Consider the following 14884-nt stretch of genomic DNA (forward strand, 5'->3'; position numbering starts at 1 on the left):
CACTCCTCTAAACTTCATCTTTTAGAGAACATCATAACCACTGAAAACGTACATAATAAAAAGTACTTTTTCGTGAGTAAAAGCAAAATTCATCATACTCTCTCCCCCCAAAAAGACATAACTGCTATAAAACCTTCCCAATTTCGATGTTTATCATTGCGTCCCCCCTACCAAAAGGAACACCAAACTACACACCGCACTAATTACTTTTTCCAACAGCAAATTCTAAGGATTCAACTAAGCAATGGAGTGGACATAAGACCTGTCTGAGCTTAAACATCTTCCCCAAAAAACGGAGCTCACACAGCAAAATCGCTTCCCAAAAAACAAAGCTATCAGATAATAAAGCGTAACACAAGCAGCCTGAATGATTTACATTAATTTTCCATAGAACCATTTTTTCTGTATTGTATGCACAAACATTTGCGAACAGAATACAAAACAAATATGCCACTGAACATATATTCAGTAAAAAATTTAACAAACATATTTCATTAAATTTCAAAAAACAGAACAATGCATCATAGCTATACACTGACAAATCTGAAAACGAATTCGCCTTCATCAATACATGAATAAAATATCTGTCGTTTTTCTTGTTATGGATTTTTATCAATACAACAAACAAATATTACTCAAACCAATTCTATAAATTGTACCCACCATGATTTCAGAAATAAAAAATTTTAAAAACTACTCCTGAAAAATCCCCAACTGATTTTTCTTTACCTTTTCTGAAATTGCAGTGCTGTAACTGTTAAAACCAATTCTCCGCTAATCTCTCACCCCAGAAAGCGATTACCAAATGACAACCAACAGTTTACTGTCAAAAGACTATTTTATATTCTTATTCAAAAGTCTCCTCCACCCCTTATATTTTGTAAATTTATCGACAAAAGCACCCTTCAAGATGATCATTGACAATTCCCACGGACTGCATAAAAGCATAACAAATTGTGGGGCCAACAAATGTCCAACCGCGTTTTTTTAAATCTGCCGCAAGACGAAGAGAAGCCGGTGTAATAGGATTGTTCTGCAATATTTGAAAATCTATCTTTTCATAACGCTCTGATTGTGGTGGCTGAAAAGACCAAAAATAATCAGACAAACTTCCCCATTCTGTAATAATTTCTTGTGCTCTAAAGGCATTGTTAACCACTGACCGAATTTTTCCTTGATGGCGAATAATGCCTTTATCTAGCATCAATATTTTGGTCTTTTCTTCATCATAACTTGCAATCTTTTCGAAATCGAAATAATCAAAAGCTTGGCGAAAATGAGAAATTTTTTTTAAAATTATCAGCCAAGAAAGTCCTGCCTGAAAACCTTCAAGACAAATTTTTTCAAACAAACGATAATCATCAAAAACAGGTTTTCCCCATTCATTATCATGATAAGCACAATAAAGCGGATCCGTTCCCGCCCATGAACAACGAATTTTCCCATCCGCTCCCATGAGAAGCCCTTCATCCAATATTTGATTTACCGTATCAAAAGAGCGTTCCTTGATCATCTTGCTTCGTCTTTATCCGTCTCATTTTTGAAGATCGATTGAGAACATTATCATGCGTTGAAACACAAATTTCACCATCAAAAAAACGTAAATTTATTTGTCCGGTTTCAGGGAACTGCACCAACCGTTTAATAGGCTTATTTTCTTGCCCCAAAGCCAAAACAAAACCACGCTCTAAAATATTCTGATACGAAGTGCTTCTTAAAAGCCTAGATGCTACCTCTATCTGAGCACGTTGTTTTTCCACATTACGCACAAAAGCACGCTGAAGACGCGCAGTATATTCCCTCGAATTATGTTGTGCTTTTTCAACATTAAGCAAACGCGGTGAAAGACGCACACCAAGTGCATGAAAAGAAAAACGTTTTTTATCATAGCTTACAAAAAGAGCGCGCTGTAAACGACTTGAAATTTCATCAAAACTCCGCCGAGGAAAAGCAAAAAGTTGATCGGCAGTCGGAAGAGCTCGTAGAGTAGCACGCAATTTTTGTCGATGAAAATCAAAATAACGCGCTAATCCCGTACGCAAGCGTGCACCAAGCGATGCCACTTGTACCTCGAGATCAAGTTTAACAGGAACAGCCCGTTCGGCTGCTGCTGTGGGAGTTGGAGCGCGCCAATCAGCGACATAATCAATCAAGGTCCAATCCGTTTCATGCCCAACAGCAGAAATAACAGGAAGAGAAGATTCATAAACAGCACGAACAACGGCTTCGTCATTAAATCCCCACAAATCTTCTAAACTTCCTCCTCCCCGTGCAACAATAATAAGATCAGGTTTAGGAACAACTCCTCCTAAAGGCAACGCATTAAAACCTTCAAGTGCATTAGCTACTTCTTGGCCACTTGTTTCCCCCTGAACACGGACGGGCCAAACCAAAATATGCAATGGAAAACGATCCGATATACGGTGAATGATATCGCGAATGACAGCACCTGTTGGTGATGTCACAACACCTATAATTGAAGGCATATAAGGCAAAGGTTTTTTCTTTGCTTCGTCAAATAAACCTTCATCCGCAAACTTCTTCTTGCGATTTTCTAGAAGTGTCATCAAAGCACCAACACCTGTTGGCTCAAGAGCTTCAATGACAATTTGATATTTTGAGGACCCAGGATAAGTCGTAAGCTTGCCGACAGCAATCACTTCCAACCCTTCTTCGGGAGGGAATTTGAGCTTTTCCATAATTCCGCGCCAAATAACGGCCTCCAACCGCGCCTTATCATCTTTTAAGGCAAAATAGGCGTGACCTGAAGCATGAGCACCTCGGTACCCCGATATTTCCCCACGCACCCGCACATAACCAAACTTTTCTTCAACAACACGTTTTAAAGCTCCTGCTATTTCAGAAACACTAAATTCTGCTACATTCGTTGCACCTGTTTTTTCACCAAAAAAATTTACCATTTTTCAATTCACAAAAGTTGCAATATTGAACCTTAATATCCGCACAAAAATATCTTTAATGAGAATAAAAGATCCCTCTAAATAGAATGTCCTAAAATTACATTCTATACACAACATATCGCTCCGTTACCAATAGACTTCGACGTTTTGCAAAGTTCTTAAACTGTATAAAAAACGCCGAAGATATTATTTTCTCACTTTTGTTGTATTTTACAACATTTAAATCCACTTATTTTTCAATTGCACTATAAAAAATATGTGGTGCACTATTCCAAACCCATTTTTTGACATCAGGTGTCATAGCTACAGAAACATATGTCTGATAGATAAAAGCATAAGGCCCCTTTTGCATAATTTCACGCTGCAAATCAGCATACATTTGCGCCCGTTTTTGTGAATCTTTTTGAAACAACGCATCTCTAACCTTTTGATTTATACTTTCATCAAAATACCCATGGCACCAACTAGCATAGCCTGTATTTTTCGCCTCAAATCGATTATCAGGATTGTAAATAAGGCGTGCAGCCATTGTATGGGGATCCGCAGAACCATTATTCCATCCGAAAAAAATCGTATCAAAACCACGTGCATAAAACTTTGAAAACAACTGCGTACCTACAAAACGTTCAATTTTAAAACGCACTCCCACCTTTGCTGCATTGTCTTGGAGAGACTGAGCAATGGGCAAAGCAAAAGGATAAGGAGATTTCCCTGCAAAAATATTTGCTTCAAAACCATCTGGATAACCTGCTTCCGTCAAAAGCTGCTTTGCTTTTTGAAGATCAAGTTTAAACGGCTGTCCTTCTTTTTCATCCAAAGCACCAAGATTCCCAAGAGGGATAAAGCTTGCACGGGGAATACCAACATCTTTAAGAAGGGTCTTACCAAGACCTTCATAATCAATAAGATAGCGCATCGCCAAACGCACTTTTTCATTAGCAAAAATGGGATTTGTTGCATTGAACCCCCATATGATCATGGAAGGAGCCAATACCTTTTCAATCTTAATATCGGTTGTTGCTTGGAGATCTGCAAGATCCTCAGGTGCCAGATTACGCGCAACATCAACATCGTGTTTTTGCAACAATAAACGCTGTGTTCCTGGTTCAGCAACATGGCGAATTAAAATCTGCTTCAATTTAGGTGCTTTTCCCCAATAATTAGAACTTGCACGCAACAAAATAGCCTCTCCAGAACGCCAGCTACTTAACTGATAAGGACCAACACAAGCAGAATGGCTAGCCAAATATTGGTTTCCCATATCACCATCTTGTTCGTGTTTCATAAGTGTTTCACGATCAAGCAAAGCAGCAGTACGATTAGTAGAAATATTGCTAAGAATAAGATCTGCTGGATAAGGCTTATCAAATTTCATCACCACCGTCTTTTCATCCGGTGCTTGAAAAGCGTCATCAACATTTTGTTCTGTTATACCATATTCATTAAATGTTGCTGCATTGGACAACTTCAATTTAACAACCCGCCTCATGCCCCAAACAAGGTCATTGGCATTTGCAGGACGACCATCATTAAACTTCAAACCATCACGCAAATGAAAGGTAATAACCGTTCTCTGGTCATCGCTTAAAACATCCCAACTCTTTGCCAAAGTAGGAACCATTTTATTAGCATCATTTGTAGCAGAATCGACCAAATTATCACAAATATTATTAACCACTTCAATTCCATACCGGTCATTGAGTTGTGCAGGGTCAAATGTACTGATTGCATCAAGATTCCAAGCCATCACGAGGGTATCAGCAGGTGTTTTTGCTGAAACTTGCTGCACAAAAATCCCCATAGCAATAAGAGCAGAAACAAAAAAACTGCCCCCTTTCAATATTTTTCTTTTCAAGTTCATAGACTTTTCCTTTTAAAGATTATTATATAAATTCCCCATGCAACAACAACATGCAAAAATAATAAGATCTGGCTTAGAAACCGTAGATCCTAAAGACAAAATATAAAAACCTGCAAGAGCAGCATCCACTTACCAAACACTCGTCTCCCCCCGATAAAACAAACCAAAATATGGAATGGAAAACAATCCGATATACGATGAAGATATTAAGAATAACAACGCCTATTGATAACGTCATAACACCTATAATTTAAGGTACAGAAGGCAAAGGATTTTTCTTTGCTTCATAAAACAGGATTTTTTCTTGTAATTTTCTAGAAGTGCCATAAAAGTACCCCCCTGTTAATTCAAAAGCCTCAACAACAATTTGACCTTTTGAGGACCCAAAATAAGTTATAAACTTGTCCACAGCAACAACTTCCATCCCTTCTTCGGGAGGAAATTTAGACTTTTCTATAATTCCGCGCTAAATAACAGGAACCACCCGCACCTTATTATCTTTTAAGGCAAAGGTGTTGTGACCCGAAGTATGAACATCGCGGTAAACTAATCTTTTCCCGCACACCCACACATAACCAAACTTTATCTTAGACAACGCATTTTAAAAATCCCCTGCTATTCTAGAAACACTAAATTTTGCCAAACCTGTTGCTCCTGCTTTTTCAACAAACAAATTTATTATCTTTTTAATTCACAGAAGTTGAAACATCCAACCTTAATATCCATGTAAACATATTTTTACCAAAATAAATAGTCCTTCTCTAAAAGAGGATAGCTTGAAATCACTTCCTATACACAACATATTAACTTGTTGCGAAAACCTTCGACGTACTAACAATTTCTTAACTGCCACGCAAAACGTCGAAGATATTATAAACATCCCTTGAGAATCTAGGAAAACCAAAAAATATCGAACACGTTAATGAAAGGAATACTATGAAAATATCACGAAAAATGCCAACAGAACACGAACGCGTTTCAGAAACCAGCAAAGATGTTACACCAGTATTACAAGGTGGTAAACTCGAAAGAGAAGTAAGAAAAAATAACAAAAAAACTATTTTTTCTCACTTATGATAAAAAAACCCTTGTTAGGATGCAAAGGAAATGCAACGTATTACGCAAGGGGAACGCAATATATTAAAAAGTGTATAAAAATGAACAGAAGAAAAAAGTTATCCAATTCCTTTCATGCCTTTCTTGGAAGATCATTAGGGAGTGTTTCTGTAAAATTACTCACCCTTTCATTCTTCACTGGCATCGTGATGAATTTTCTTGGCTGGACGCCTCAAAGTCTCGTGCATAAAATAATGGAATTTTTTAAACCTCTATGGAAAACAGGATTTATAACTTTCAAAAATTTGTTCCATATAACCATGATGGGAGCCATCATTGTTGTGCCTCTTTTTCTTTTTTTACGCCGTTTACGCAAAAAATAAATGCCCTAGCGTCCCCATTCTATTAGTCTTTTCGAAAAATCAAACGACATAAAAAGCCTGTACTAATAGCCACAAGCACCGCAACAAATCCATATAACAAACTGTTCCTGTGAGCTGCGTGGAAAATCGTATAAGCAATATGTGCTTTCACGATTTCGAGAGTCGTAGTCGTACTATCAATAAACTGTCCATCGCGGAAAAGATAAGCACGGACCTGATAATGTCCAACAGGAATATTTGCCGGTAATCGAAAATGTGCTGTAAAAAGTGTACCAGAACCAAAACGAACACCACCTATTTCCTCATTATAAAGTCTTTTGGCTTTTTGCAATTTTATAAGTTCATCACGAAAGACTTGTATTTTTGCCTGATCTTGTTCATCCGTCTGTAGCAACAAATAGGATAATCCTAGCCCCAATCGTTTATAACCTTCAGCGCTGGTAATATCCTCAATCTCACGCGTTGTTACCATTGAGTAAAAGAGAGGAACATTTTTAAAAATCAGAGAATCTGCGTTAATCCAAACTCCAGCATTACGTTTCTTTTCTCGCATAACCATTGAGCGCGCTTGGCCCTCCAAGCTCACAACAATATCATAACGGTTTTGTTGAGAATATAACGGATCGGTATTTTCTAAAACACCAGCAATATAAAGATCACGGCCATCAAAATGTGCGTCAACCGTAATCCTATTCGTTGTTACGATAATCTGAATAGTTTCATGAGCAACTTGATCAACGAAAGCTGCTTTCGCGCCAATATGTGCCCATGTAGAAAAAGGAACCACACAAAAATAGCTTACAATGAGGCATAAAGAAAACAAATTATTCATTTTATTTCATAAGAATATCCAGAGAGAAAAGATTATCAGGGCGTACAAATAATTGGAAAGCAAGACGCATACATACAATCAACACCAAAAATGCAAGCGCCATACGCAATTGTTCAGCCTTTAATTTTCGCCCAGCCCTTGTTCCATACTGTGCACCAATACTTCCACCAAGCATCAGCAAAAAAGCCAAAACAATATCAACTGACTGATTACTCACACTTTGCAAAACTGTGGTAAAAGAGGACACAAATGTAATTTGAAAAAGTGAGGTTCCGATCACCACACTGGTTGGAACACGGAGAAGGTAAATCAATGCTGGTATCATGAAGAATCCTCCTCCAATTCCCATAATGGAAGATAATAACCCAACAATGAAACCAATCGCTAAAACGGGAATAATGCTAACGTATATCATTGAGGTCCGAAAACGCATTTTAAAAGGCAACCGATGAATCCAATTATGTCGACCAGCAAGACGAATATTAACCTTTTGTGCCTTGCGCTGACGCAGCATATCGCGCCAACTTTCAATAATCATCAAACTCCCTACACTTCCAAGAAGAATCACATAAAGAAGCGAAATCATGAGATCTAATTGACCCAATTTTTTTAAAACAGAGAAAATCTGAATTCCAACTAAAGAGCCAATTCCCCCTCCAATCGCTAAAAGAATACCGAGTTTTATATCAAGAGTGCGCCTTCTAAAATGTGCAATCGCCCCCGTTACAGATGATGCAATCATCTGATTAGCTCCTGTTCCAACAGCAATAGCAGGAGGAATATTATAAAAAATCAATAAAGGCGTAATGAGAAAACCACCCCCAATTCCAAAAAGACCTGAAAAAAAACCACCAACCACCCCCATACCAATCAAGATCAGCATGTTGAGTGACATTTCAGCAATTGGTAAATAAATACTCACTTACAGAACCTTCAAAACAATGTGAGGTTTTTTAGTTAATTTTGAGAGCCCTTCTCCAATAATCTCTGTTACGTGTTAAAAAACGATTTTAGATGCCATGCATGCTTTTGCAAAATCACAAATTGCATACACCTCATGCCCCTTAACCTCACATAACAAAATTAAAAAAACGCGCTCCTCTTAAAAAACTATAAAAGCATAATGTTATCACGACCGCAAATGCAATGGTTAAAAAATAAGGAAGCAATTTTTTAACAGAATAACGTAAAAAAAAGCCCTTCCTCAAAGGTTCTGTTTTTAAAAGAGACTCCCTCTTTAAGGAAGGAATACGTTGATCCTTCTCAATGCAATGATCAAATGCTTGAAAATCTACACGCCCCTTTTCTACTATAGAATTTCTCACAACCGCATCAGCCTCTTTTAAAGAAAGTTGCTTAGCATCCATTAGTAAAGAGTTTTCACCACCTTGTTGCAACGCGTTTACAGCATTTGGGGAAATTGGAGTTCTGTTGTTTTTTTCCGAAAAGTTTGGCACCTCTTGGAGCGAAAAACGTTCTTGGTTTTCCTCACATGCCATATGAGCAAGGTGGTGCACAACAGAATCAAGCGATTTTGAACAAGAAAGACGCCGCGCTTCCCCTGCATTTTCTAAACTTTTCTTTTCGCTATGCAAACTTTGAATAAGCATTGTAATTCGTTCTAAATGCTCAAAAAGTTTTTTTTCTTTTTGGCGACGCATATAATATTCAGCCAAAATTGCCCGACTAATATCATCCAAGTAAGATTTAAAATTTTCTTCATCCAAATTACGTGGTGTCAAATGATGAAGCGAATGTTTCTTCTGCATTTGTGTGTAAACAGAGCGTAATTTTTTAGCGATATCCGACATTGTCACTTCAGCAGGTGTGTCCCCCCTCTCTTGTTCAACAACAAAAGAAGAAGGTTTATCATGCTGAACCTGCTTAGTAGTACTCTTCGTATTCACAAACGCTACCCCTCACTGTATTTACAAACACTATGCCTTATTAATCTTTTGCAAAGAATCGCATAAAGGAATGGAAAGTGTGCTCTATTTTAGTAAATAGAGCTTTAAAAACTTCCAAAAACATTTGTTAGAAATATTTAAAAGCGTAATATTTGATTTTACAGCTCTCAACCGCTTGGATTGAAAAGTTATTTCCTCATTTTTCCTTTTTCACTCTTTTGCCATTGCATTACCCGTTATACACTGAGTATGCGGAACAAAAAAATGATATCCTCATTTTGCTATTCGTAGGCCATTTATCATTCTGCACCCCTCTTATTTCAAGTTCTTTTCATATAATTGTTTCACAGACTATGATGATCACGTTCATTTGAAATAAATATTCATTGTTTTTTACTTTTTATTCAAGCGAAAGTGGCAATAATTAAAGTGCAAAAAACAAAAAAGAGAGAGGCATAACGATGCTAAAAAATATAAGCACACATAAGGAAATTGATATAATGGAAAAACCAATGATTAAGTGAGATTCAGTTGTAAAAGATTTGGTTTCTTATGGTTATTACTATAAACTTGTAATCATACAAATAAAGAGGATCGTCATGAAGATAATTGTCGCTGTCAAACGTGTTGTTGATTATAACATTAAAATACGCGTCAAACCCGATAGCACAGGTGTTGATCTATCTCATGTAAAAATGTCTATGAACCCTTTTGACGAAATCGCCGTAGAAGAAGCAGTCCGTCAGAAAGAATCTGGGAAAGTTTCTGAAGTCATTCTTGTTTCAATTGGACCAGAGGCAGCACAAGAAACTTTGCGAACAGGACTAGCAATGGGTGCAGATCGCGCACTCCTTGTCACAACAGAAGAAACACTCGAGCCCTTAACAATTGCTAAGATTCTTAAGATCATTGTGCATGAAGAAAAACCAGATATGGTCTTTTTAGGAAAGCAAGCTATTGATGATGATAGCAATCAAACCGGACAAATGTTAGCCGCCCTTCTCGGGTGGGGACAAGCAACTTTTGCCTCAAATCTGGAGATAGAAAATGGGCACGCTACAGTCATCCGAGAAGTAGATAACGGTACACAAACCCTTTCCCTCCCTCTCCCCATAGTTATGACTGCTGATCTACGGTTAAATGAACCACGTTACACGTCTCTCCCCAATATCATAAAAGCAAAAAAGAAACCCATTGAACAAAAAGCCCTTACTGATCTTGGAGTAGAGACGCGAGCACGCTTAACGGTCCTCAGCGTTGAAGAACCAAAACCGCGTAAATCCGGTATTAAAGTAGCAAACGTAGCAGAACTTGTCAGTGAACTAAAACAAACAAATTGCATTTAACATTCGATACCGAATGGATCAAAAGCAACATTATATAAAAAGGTAAAAATTTATGGCAATTCTTTTATTGGCCGAACAGAATATAGAAGAAACCGCAAAAGCACTCACTGCTGCTCGTGCAATGAGCAGCGATATTGATATTTTGGTTTGTGGAACAAATATTCAAGAAATTGCTGAAAATACTGCCAAACTCACTGGTGTACGGAAAGTGCTTATCGCTGAAGCTGATTATTTAGCACATTATTTGGCCGAACCTGTAGCCGACACAATCATAAAATACGCGAATGATTATGAGGTGATCATGGCTGCCTCTACAAGCATCGGAAAAAATGTAATGCCGCGCGTAGCTGCCCTTCTTGATCTTATGCAAATTTCAGACATTATCGCCGTTATTGCACCTGATACTTTCAAACGAACAATTTATGCAGGAAATGCCATTGAAACTGTACGAACGAATGATCGTAAAAAGGTTATAACAGTCCGAACAGCCTCTTTCGCACCAACCCCACAAAAAAACGATGCCGCTCCCATTAAAACAATAACACCAGCCTCTAATCCCAACCTTTCTTCTTTTGTAAAAGCAGAAACCAACAAAAGCAATCGCCCTGAGCTTACCTCAGCCCGTGTTATTGTATCAGGCGGACGCGGTCTTGGTTCACAAGAGCAGTTTATGGCGCTTCTTCTCCCTCTTGCAAACAGACTAGAAGCCGCTTTGGGTGCAAGCCGAGCAGCCGTTGACGCAGGTTATGCTCCTAATGATTGGCAAATTGGGCAAACAGGTAAAGTCGTTGCCCCTGAGCTCTATATTGCTGTCGGCATTTCCGGTGCAATCCAGCATTTAGCTGGTATAATGGATGCACGGGTTATTGTAGCCATTAATAAAGATGAAGAAGCCCCTATTATGCAAATTGCTGATTACGCTCTTGTGGGCGATCTTCACCACATTATTCCTGAGTTGGAGAAAGCTTTATAAGCCATGAATGCACCTCTGCACCCTCAACGCGAAAGCATGGAATTTGACAGAGTGATTGTCAGAGCGGAACGTGCAAAACCTTTCGCCATAAAAATCGCTGATTACGCTCTTGTGGGCGATCTTCACCCAATTATTCCAGAGTTGGAGAGAGCCTTATAAGCCATGAATGCACCTCAACATCACCAACGCGAAAGCATGGAATTTGACATAGTAATTGTAGGAGCGGGACCTGCTGGACTTTCCGCTGCAATTCGTCTGAAACAAATTAACCCTGAGCTTTCTATCATAATTGTTGAAAAAGGGAGCGAAGTCGGTGCTCACATTCTGTCTGGTGCAGTTGTTGATCCCATCGGCATTGATACACTCTTACCAGAATGGAGGAATGAACACGATCATCCTTTTAAAACACCTGTTAGCAATGACCAATTTTTTTCACTAACATCGAAGCGCGCTACAATATTCCCCAATGTTCTTCGCCCAAAAATCTTATCAAATGACGGTTGCTACATCGTTTCGCTTGGCGATGTCTGTCGCTGGCTGAGCAAAAAGGCCGAAGCACTCGGTGTTGAAATCTATCCTGGATTTGCCATATCAGATACCATCCAAAACGATAACGGAGCTATCATTGGTGTTCTTACAGGTGATATGGGGCTTAATAAAGATGGAACTCCTGGAGAAAATTATATGCCCAGTATGGTGTTACTGGCAAAATATACTCTCATTGCGGAAGGAGCACGTGGTTCAATTGCAAAACAACTCATACAAAAATTTGAACTTAGCAAAAACCGTGATCCACAAAAGTTTGGTCTGGGTCTCAAAGAGCTTTGGGAAGTTGAACCCTCAAAACATAAAGCTGGTTTAGTTCAACATTTTATCGGCTGGCCCTTAGACAATGATACCGGCGGTGGAGGTTTTCTTTATCACCAGGAAAACAACTTGATTTCTATCGGTTTTGTTTTGCACTTAGATTATAAAAATCCTTACCTTTCCCCCTTTGAAGAATTTCAACGTTTTAAAACACATCCTAAATTCTATGAAATCTTCAAAGGTGCAAAACGCCTTTCTTATGGTGCACGTGTTATCAGCGAAGGTGGCTGGCAATCTGTACCAAAACTCACCTTTCCGGGTGGGGCACTCATTGGCTGTTCTGCCGGCTTTGTCAATGTACCTCGTATCAAGGGATCACACAATGCTATCTTATCCGGAATATTGGCAGCCGAGAAAATCGCTATAGCTCTCGCTCAAGGCCGTGCGCATGATGAAGTCAAAGAAATCGAAGAGCATTGGCGAAAAGGTCCCATTGGCAAAGATCTTTATAAAGCACGCAATGCCAAACCACTTTGGGCAAAATACGGCACAAAATACGGAATTAAACTTGCCGGCTTTGATATGTGGTGGCAACAGCTGTTCGGATTTTCCTTATTTAAAACACTCCCGCACAAAAAAGCAGATTATGCATGTCTTGAACCAGCAAAAAAATTCCAACCCATTGCTTATCCAAAACCAGATGGTGTTGTAACCTTTGATCGTCTTTCCAGTGTTGCAATTTCCAATACGCACCATGAAGAAAATCAACCGTGCCATTTAAAAATAGCCTCACTAGAAAAACAAAGAGATTCTGAATATGCAATCTATAGAGGACCCTCCACACGCTATTGCCCTGCCGCTGTCTATGAATGGCTCGATCTTAATAATCATGAAACTTATGTTATCAACGCTTCCAACTGCATACATTGTAAAACGTGCGATATCAAAGACCCCAATCAAAATATCAATTGGACCTGTCCGCAAGGTAATGAGGGACCACTTTACCCCAATATGTAATCATTGTTCATTTGGCTCAATTTAGAGCGTACAAAACCTAATCAATCAGAGTCCTTCTCCTCGAATAAAATATTCTCACCCCAGCATGAAAAATTTTTGCAATAAGAAAACGCATGATACGCTCTCATTGAACGATTTTTATTCCTCTGATGACAAAACAAGGATTAAGATACCTCAAAAAAAAACTAAAATATCTGGGAGCAAGCTATTCCAACCATTTCAATTGGTTACAAAAGTCTATGCCAATCATCAGAGTTGCCCAACGCTACACCTGCTCTCGCATTTACACAATTCATAAACACATATTCACCCATTCTAAAACTGCTTTTCAACACACACACGCCAGTCTCTTTATTGCCCAACCATTGAAAGAGTTTTTTTTGATTCAGAATGAAAGGATATGAATATGAAAGACGACAAGGAATTCGTTTCAATATACGTAATGCTAATTTATACTAAAAATCAACAGATGATAGCAATTATCTCGGATATCAATCTGCTTGCTATTATTGCGTATGCGAACAGACAATTTTGTAAATCTGTGTTCACGCGGATATAAATGGATACCCCTCTCATCCAGATGAGAAAAGAAAACATTGATCAAGCATTTTAATTTGTAAAGGGGGTGTTCATTTTTTGCAAAGTGGTTTCAAGAGCAGTTGTTAAAGCACTTCTTCCTCCTTGACGAGAAAAACAGTCTGACAAAAGTTCATTTGTTCCACCCTTCGTTGAAAATTCTTTCTCAAGCAATGCAAAATCGAGAGGTTTGGGACAATCCGCTACTGTAATTTTGCGCATTTCATCCGTAAGATTTCCGAACATCATAGCGAGAAAATTTGCCGCCTGCTCTTTTTTTAAGCCCTGTGTTACAAACCATTGATGTGCTGTTTCTATAAAATTAAAATAAACCCCCATGAGTGAACCTGCAGTCATGAAAAGATTAAACTGATCCTCCGCATCCAATACTAATGTGCCACCCAATGCATTAAATAAACTGCGTAAAAATGGATGATCAGGATAAATTGGCGTCAAATTTTTACATTCTGCCACAAATGGAAGCGGAACAGCACGATAGACCTTATGACTGATCCACTCTTCAACTTGTGCTGCTTTTGCCATAGCAAGCACAGAAATGACAAGCTGTTCTGGACGAAAACGAAGAGAACGCAAAACTTCTTCGGCAATTTGGTTAGGCAAGCAAAGAAAAACACAATCACTCACATCCAGCAACACTTGATTATTCTCAGCAATGATAACCTTATTATACTTTTGCGAAAGACGTTCAGCACTTTGCGCATTGCGTGGTGAGATGATAATGGAAGGAACGTCAAAAGCGCTTGTCATCAAGCCATCGATCATTGAAGCGCTGATTTTACCCGTTCCCAAAAAGCCAATCTTCATTTCTACTCCTCGCTCTCATAATTTTAAAGGGAGTTCAACCAGTATTTCAGACATTTTAACTCACATAAACACTAATTGAGGAAGCAACACATAAGATAGCAAGAATAATTAATCCCAAATAGACTTTGGGTTTATCAAAAAGAACCGCAAAAGCAGAAAACCAACCAACGACAGCTGCTGCTAACGCACATAAAAAACCTATCTTATTCATGAGCACAATATGCATGGCCATTAAACCACCAATAATCAATGCCCCAAAAACAATCAACAATCCAGTTGCAAACTTTTCATAATCATCCATCTTTCACTCCTCATAGCGCTCAAGCTGTTACGCACTTTTTCTACTCTATGTACATATAAAAACAAAATGTTTTTTATCT

14 protein-coding genes are annotated in these 14884 nt (G+C 38.5%); 5 read left to right on the forward strand and 9 right to left on the reverse strand.

Annotation, left to right across the window (positions count from 1 at the left end):
• Positions 1-886: 886 nt before the first annotated feature.
• The 4 genes from ACKC4Y_RS05790 to ACKC4Y_RS05805 form a co-directional block, all read right to left on the reverse strand.
• Positions 887-1513, reverse strand: a complete 627-nt coding sequence (locus ACKC4Y_RS05790; protein WP_409360863.1) for a DNA-3-methyladenine glycosylase I — start codon at positions 1511-1513, stop codon at positions 887-889.
• Positions 1491-2921 (reverse strand): exodeoxyribonuclease VII large subunit, encoded by a 1431-nt coding sequence (gene xseA, locus ACKC4Y_RS05795; protein WP_409360864.1) that lies wholly within the window; start codon positions 2919-2921, stop codon positions 1491-1493. The genes ACKC4Y_RS05790 and xseA overlap by 23 nt, the downstream gene beginning before the upstream one ends.
• A gap of 229 nt (positions 2922-3150) precedes the next feature.
• Positions 3151-4782: an ABC transporter substrate-binding protein gene (locus ACKC4Y_RS05800; RefSeq protein WP_409360865.1), complete on the reverse strand. Its 1632-nt coding sequence runs from the start codon at positions 4780-4782 to the stop codon at positions 3151-3153.
• A 250-nt stretch (positions 4783-5032) separates the two neighbouring features.
• Entirely contained in the window at positions 5033-5191 is a 159-nt protein-coding gene (locus ACKC4Y_RS05805; protein ID WP_447582411.1) for a hypothetical protein, read from the reverse strand.
• A 527-nt stretch (positions 5192-5718) separates the two neighbouring features.
• Between ACKC4Y_RS05805 and ACKC4Y_RS05810 the strand changes: the two genes are divergently transcribed.
• Both ACKC4Y_RS05810 and ACKC4Y_RS05815 read left to right on the forward strand, forming a co-directional pair.
• Positions 5719-5859: a hypothetical protein gene (locus tag ACKC4Y_RS05810; protein ID WP_409360866.1), complete on the forward strand. Its 141-nt coding sequence runs from the start codon at positions 5719-5721 to the stop codon at positions 5857-5859.
• Positions 5860-5939: 80 nt separating this feature from the next.
• Positions 5940-6221 carry a DUF6460 domain-containing protein gene (locus tag ACKC4Y_RS05815; protein ID WP_409360867.1) on the forward strand — a complete coding sequence of 94 codons (282 nt, stop codon included), beginning with the start codon at positions 5940-5942 and terminating at the stop codon, positions 6219-6221.
• A 22-nt stretch (positions 6222-6243) separates the two neighbouring features.
• Here ACKC4Y_RS05815 and ACKC4Y_RS05820 read toward each other — a convergent pair whose 3' ends face one another.
• From ACKC4Y_RS05820 to ACKC4Y_RS05830, 3 genes are all read right to left on the reverse strand, one after another.
• Positions 6244-7053 (reverse strand): TIGR02186 family protein, encoded by an 810-nt coding sequence (locus ACKC4Y_RS05820; protein WP_409360868.1) that lies wholly within the window; start codon positions 7051-7053, stop codon positions 6244-6246.
• 1 nt (position 7054) lies between these two features.
• Entirely contained in the window at positions 7055-7975 is a 921-nt protein-coding gene (locus tag ACKC4Y_RS05825; RefSeq protein ID WP_409360869.1) for a sulfite exporter TauE/SafE family protein, read from the reverse strand.
• Between the two features lie 148 nt (positions 7976-8123).
• Positions 8124-8960, reverse strand: a complete 837-nt coding sequence (locus ACKC4Y_RS05830; RefSeq protein WP_409360870.1) for a hypothetical protein — start codon at positions 8958-8960, stop codon at positions 8124-8126.
• A 599-nt stretch (positions 8961-9559) separates the two neighbouring features.
• Here ACKC4Y_RS05830 and ACKC4Y_RS05835 point away from each other — a divergent pair.
• The 3 genes from ACKC4Y_RS05835 (at position 9560) to ACKC4Y_RS05845 (ending at position 13103) form a co-directional block, all read left to right on the forward strand.
• The gene (locus tag ACKC4Y_RS05835; RefSeq protein WP_409360871.1) at positions 9560-10306 is read left to right on the forward strand and encodes an electron transfer flavoprotein subunit beta/FixA family protein; all 747 of its coding nucleotides are present in this window, start codon (positions 9560-9562) and stop codon (positions 10304-10306) included.
• Positions 10307-10358: 52 nt separating this feature from the next.
• Positions 10359-11279, forward strand: a complete 921-nt coding sequence (locus tag ACKC4Y_RS05840; protein WP_409360872.1) for an electron transfer flavoprotein subunit alpha/FixB family protein — start codon at positions 10359-10361, stop codon at positions 11277-11279.
• A gap of 162 nt (positions 11280-11441) precedes the next feature.
• Positions 11442-13103 carry an electron transfer flavoprotein-ubiquinone oxidoreductase gene (locus tag ACKC4Y_RS05845; protein ID WP_409360873.1) on the forward strand — a complete coding sequence of 554 codons (1662 nt, stop codon included), beginning with the start codon at positions 11442-11444 and terminating at the stop codon, positions 13101-13103.
• A gap of 609 nt (positions 13104-13712) precedes the next feature.
• On the opposite strand, the gene ACKC4Y_RS05850 is transcribed toward ACKC4Y_RS05845, so the two are convergent.
• Both ACKC4Y_RS05850 and ACKC4Y_RS05855 read right to left on the reverse strand, forming a co-directional pair.
• Entirely contained in the window at positions 13713-14504 is a 792-nt protein-coding gene (locus ACKC4Y_RS05850; RefSeq protein WP_409360874.1) for a pyrroline-5-carboxylate reductase, read from the reverse strand.
• A 55-nt stretch (positions 14505-14559) separates the two neighbouring features.
• A complete protein-coding gene (locus tag ACKC4Y_RS05855; RefSeq protein WP_409360875.1) occupies positions 14560-14805 on the reverse strand; it encodes a hypothetical protein in 246 nt (81 codons plus the stop codon).
• Positions 14806-14884: the final 79 nt, after the last annotated feature.

Source organism: Bartonella heixiaziensis (assembly GCF_046245125.2).
GTDB classification, from domain to species: Bacteria; Pseudomonadota; Alphaproteobacteria; order Rhizobiales; family Rhizobiaceae; genus Bartonella; species Bartonella heixiaziensis.

Coding starts and splice junctions, on each gene's coding strand:
- ACKC4Y_RS05790 (WP_409360863.1), bottom strand. CDS start 1,513: ATGATCAAGGAACGCTCTTTTGATACGGTAAATCAAATATTGGATGAA.
- xseA (WP_409360864.1), bottom strand. CDS start 2,921: ATGGTAAATTTTTTTGGTGAAAAAACAGGTGCAACGAATGTAGCAGAA.
- ACKC4Y_RS05800 (WP_409360865.1), bottom strand. CDS start 4,782: ATGAACTTGAAAAGAAAAATATTGAAAGGGGGCAGTTTTTTTGTTTCT.
- ACKC4Y_RS05810 (WP_409360866.1), top strand. CDS start 5,719: ATGAAAATATCACGAAAAATGCCAACAGAACACGAACGCGTTTCAGAA.
- ACKC4Y_RS05815 (WP_409360867.1), top strand. CDS start 5,940: ATGAACAGAAGAAAAAAGTTATCCAATTCCTTTCATGCCTTTCTTGGA.
- ACKC4Y_RS05820 (WP_409360868.1), bottom strand. CDS start 7,053: ATGAATAATTTGTTTTCTTTATGCCTCATTGTAAGCTATTTTTGTGTG.
- ACKC4Y_RS05835 (WP_409360871.1), top strand. CDS start 9,560: ATGAAGATAATTGTCGCTGTCAAACGTGTTGTTGATTATAACATTAAA.
- ACKC4Y_RS05840 (WP_409360872.1), top strand. CDS start 10,359: ATGGCAATTCTTTTATTGGCCGAACAGAATATAGAAGAAACCGCAAAA.
- ACKC4Y_RS05845 (WP_409360873.1), top strand. CDS start 11,442: ATGAATGCACCTCAACATCACCAACGCGAAAGCATGGAATTTGACATA.
- ACKC4Y_RS05850 (WP_409360874.1), bottom strand. CDS start 14,504: ATGAAGATTGGCTTTTTGGGAACGGGTAAAATCAGCGCTTCAATGATC.
- ACKC4Y_RS05855 (WP_409360875.1), bottom strand. CDS start 14,805: ATGGATGATTATGAAAAGTTTGCAACTGGATTGTTGATTGTTTTTGGG.